This window comes from Arenimonas sp. (genome assembly GCF_019459675.1).
Lineage (GTDB): Bacteria > Pseudomonadota > Gammaproteobacteria > Xanthomonadales > Xanthomonadaceae > Arenimonas.
Genome location: NZ_JAIBFH010000101.1, coordinates 1 through 3,123, shown reverse-complemented (window position 1 = coordinate 3,123; position 3,123 = coordinate 1). Strand labels below are relative to the sequence as shown.

Below are 3,123 nucleotides of genomic sequence, written 5' to 3'. Positions count from 1 at the left end.
GCAGCGCTGTTCTGAGCCCGCAATGGGGACTGAAGGTCCACCAGCACCGTCCGTGCAGGAGGACCCCAGGGCAGACGCCCTTCCCCGTCACTTCCCGAACAGCGCCGCCCATCCCACCGGCCCGAGCTTCTCGCGCCTGGCGATGATGGGCTCGAAGAAGCGGTCCCCCACGCGGAAGGCCGCCACCGCCTTGTCCACGCTGTCCTCGCGCAGCAGGTGCAGCGTGGGATAAGGCGCGCGGTTGCTGAAGTTGCCCATGTCGTCGGGATGGCTGTCGGCGAACTGGTACTGGGGGTGGAAGCTGGCCACCTGCAGTACGCCGTCGAGCTCGAGCTCCTCGACCGCGGCGTCGGCGATGTCCAGGAAGTCGTTGTAGTCCAGGAAGTCGGTGAGCACGCGCGGGTGCACCAGCAGCGTGGTCTCGATGTCGCCGGGATCGGCGGAGGCCAGCAGCTGCAGCTCGTGCAGCAGGTCCTCGATCAGCGCCTCTTCCGTTTCGGCGCGGCTGACCACGTAGCGCACCTGCCGCTTCACGTGCACCGCCTTCGCAAACGGGCACAGGTTCAGGCCGATCACGGCCTTCTCCAGCCAGGCCTGCATGGCCGCCACTACGGTTTCATCCGCCAGCGGCTCGATGCCGTGCATGGGATCATTGGGTTGCATGTGGCCTCCTAACGCCGCAGCTTCGCGGCCTTGCTCAAGTCGTTCCACCAGTAGCGCACGAATGAGCGCAGCACGCCACGCGACAGCTGCGGCGCGCGGCCGTCGGCGATACGGTCCATCTGCTGGTAGTACCAGCCCTGCGCGCCGAGCACGTTGAGCATCTTGGGCAGCAGCCACGGGCTGGCCGGCGACAGCAGGCCGCGCGGGCGCAAGTGCAGCCGGCTTTCGAAAGCAGGCAGTTCGTCGATCTCCCGCGCCAGCAGCCGGCGCGGGGCATCCGGGTGCGTGCACAAAGGCCGGCCCAGGCCGATCATGTCGGTGTCCCCGGTGGCCAGGGCCGCCTCCATGCCGGCGCGGGTGCGGAAGCCGCCGGTCACCATCATCGGCATGGTGGCCACCTTGCGTATGGCGGCGGCGTAATCCAGGAAATAGGCTTCGCGCACCTTCGTGCTCGGGCGCACCTGCACGGCGTCGTCGTCACGCCCCGACATGCCCAGCAGCCGCGGCTGCTCGTAGTTGCCGCCGGAAATCTCCAGCAGGTCGAGGTTCTCGCCGTTGAGCAGCTGCACCACGTCCAGGCAATCAGCGCTGCTGAAGCCGCCCTTGCGGAAGTCGTCGGAGTTGAGCTTCACCGACACCGGGAAATCGCGGCCCACCGCCTTGCGCACCGCATGCACCGTTTCCAGGAGGAAGCGCGCCCGGTTGGCAAGCGATCCGCCCCAGGCGTCGGTGCGTTGGTTGGTGACGGGGGACAGGAAACTGCTGAGCAGGTAGCCATGCGCGCCGTGCACCTGCACGCCGGTGAAACCGGTGTCGCGGGCGATGGTGGCGGCGTCGGCGAATCGCTGCACCAGGGCCAGGATCTCGTCTTCGCTCAGCGCCCGAGGCCGGGCGTAGTTGCCCATCAGCTTCAGCTGGACCGCCGACGGCCCCACCGGCTGCCGGGTGGCATAGCGCGGCGACTGGCGGCCGGCGTGCGAAATCTGCATCCACAGGCCGTTGCCCCCGACCGTGCCGGCCGCCGACCAGGCCTTGAGCCGGGCGCGTGCCTGGGCGTCCACGCTGGGCGGATGGCGGGTGTCGATGGCGACATTGCCGGGGCGCTCGATCACGTGGCGGTCGATCATGACGTTGCCGGTGATGTGCAGGCCGCAGCCACCCTCGCTCCAAGCCCGATACAGCCGCACGTGGCGCTCGGTGGCGCGCAGCTGGGCGTCGCCCAGACCCTCGGTCATGGCCGCCTTGCACAGGCGGTTGGGCAGTTGGGCACCGCAGGGCAGGCGCAGCGGCTGGGCAAGAGGATCAGTCATGGGGGGCTCCGGGACCAGGCGCCATTAAACCGCATCGGGTGGGGTGAAAGGTGCCGCGATCCGGCCCTCGGCTGTGCTTAAATTGGGCAACTCTTCAGGGGAAGCCTTCCGATGCGTGAGTCCCAATTGGCCGGCAGGTTGTCCTTGCTGGTGGCGGTGTTCGCCGGTCTGTTCCTGGTCTTCGGCTTTACCACCTGGCGAACGCTGGAAGAAGTGCGGGTAAAGGGTCCGATCTACACCGAGATCGTATTGGGCAAGGACTTGATTGCCGACGTGCTTCCGCCGCCGGCCTACATCATCGAGTCGTACCTGCTGACCCTTCAGATCGTTGACGAATCCGACCCGACGCGCGCCTCGCAGCTGATCGAACGCGGCGACCAGCTGCGGCTGGACTTCGAGTCCCGCCAGGAATTCTGGAAGCGCACCCTCGACAAGGCCGAGCTGGCCGACCTGATGACCGTACAGGCCTATCGCTCTGCCATCGAGTTCTTCCGCGTGCGCGACGAGCAGTTCATACCGGCCATCCGTGCCGGCGACCGCGAGCGTGCCCGCAGCCTGCTGGCTGGGATGGGCCGCAGTTACGACACCCACCGCCGCGCCATCGACCGGGTTGTGCAGATCGCCACCCAGAACAACATCGACTTCGAACGCCGCGCCGACGAGATCATCCAGACGCAGACCCGCACTCTGGTGGTATTGGGCGGCGCGATCCTGCTGGTGGTGGGCTTCATGGCGGTCTTCGCCAACCGTTCGGCGCGCCAGCTTTCGGCGCGGATCCAGATGGCGGCCGACGTCGCCCGCCGCGTTGCCTCCGGCGACCTGGCCACTGAAGTGCCGCCGGGCAACGACACCGATGAAGCGGGCCGCCTGCTCAAGGCCATCAGCGGCATGACCCAGAGCCTGCGCGCCCTGGTGACGCGCGCCAAACAGGCATCCATCGAGCTGATGAGCACGGCCACCGAATTCGCCGCCACCAGCCGCCAGCAGGAAGCCACGGTGCAGAGCTTTGGCGCATCCACCAACCAGATCGCCGCCGCGGTCAAGCAGATCAACGCCACCAGCACCGAACTGCTCTCGACGATGGAAGGCGTCAACGCAGTCGCCAGCCAGACCGCCGACCTGGCCGAGGACGGCCAGGCCGGCCTGCGCA

Annotated in this window: 3 protein-coding genes; 1 reads left to right on the top strand and 2 read right to left on the bottom strand. The window is 67.8% G+C overall.

Annotated elements, in window-relative coordinates; all coding sequences use genetic code 11:
- Positions 1-87: 87 nt before the first annotated feature.
- Positions 88-645 carry a DUF1415 domain-containing protein gene (locus tag K0M70_RS03740; protein ID WP_290779467.1) on the bottom strand — a complete coding sequence of 186 codons (558 nt, stop codon included), beginning with the start codon at positions 643-645 and terminating at the stop codon, positions 88-90.
- A gap of 26 nt (positions 646-671) precedes the next feature.
- Complete coding sequence (locus tag K0M70_RS03735; protein ID WP_290779464.1) at positions 672-1,973, bottom strand: NADH:flavin oxidoreductase/NADH oxidase family protein; 1,302 nt, start codon at positions 1,971-1,973, stop codon at positions 672-674.
- A 111-nt stretch (positions 1,974-2,084) separates the two neighbouring features.
- Between K0M70_RS03735 and K0M70_RS03730 the strand changes: the two genes are divergently transcribed.
- On the top strand, positions 2,085-3,123 hold a 1,039-nt coding region (locus K0M70_RS03730), incomplete at its 3' end, for a methyl-accepting chemotaxis protein (protein WP_290779461.1).

Coding starts and splice junctions, on each gene's coding strand:
- K0M70_RS03735 (WP_290779464.1), bottom strand. CDS start 1,973: ATGACTGATCCTCTTGCCCAGCCGCTGCGCCTGCCCTGCGGTGCCCAA.
- K0M70_RS03740 (WP_290779467.1), bottom strand. CDS start 645: ATGCACGGCATCGAGCCGCTGGCGGATGAAACCGTAGTGGCGGCCATG.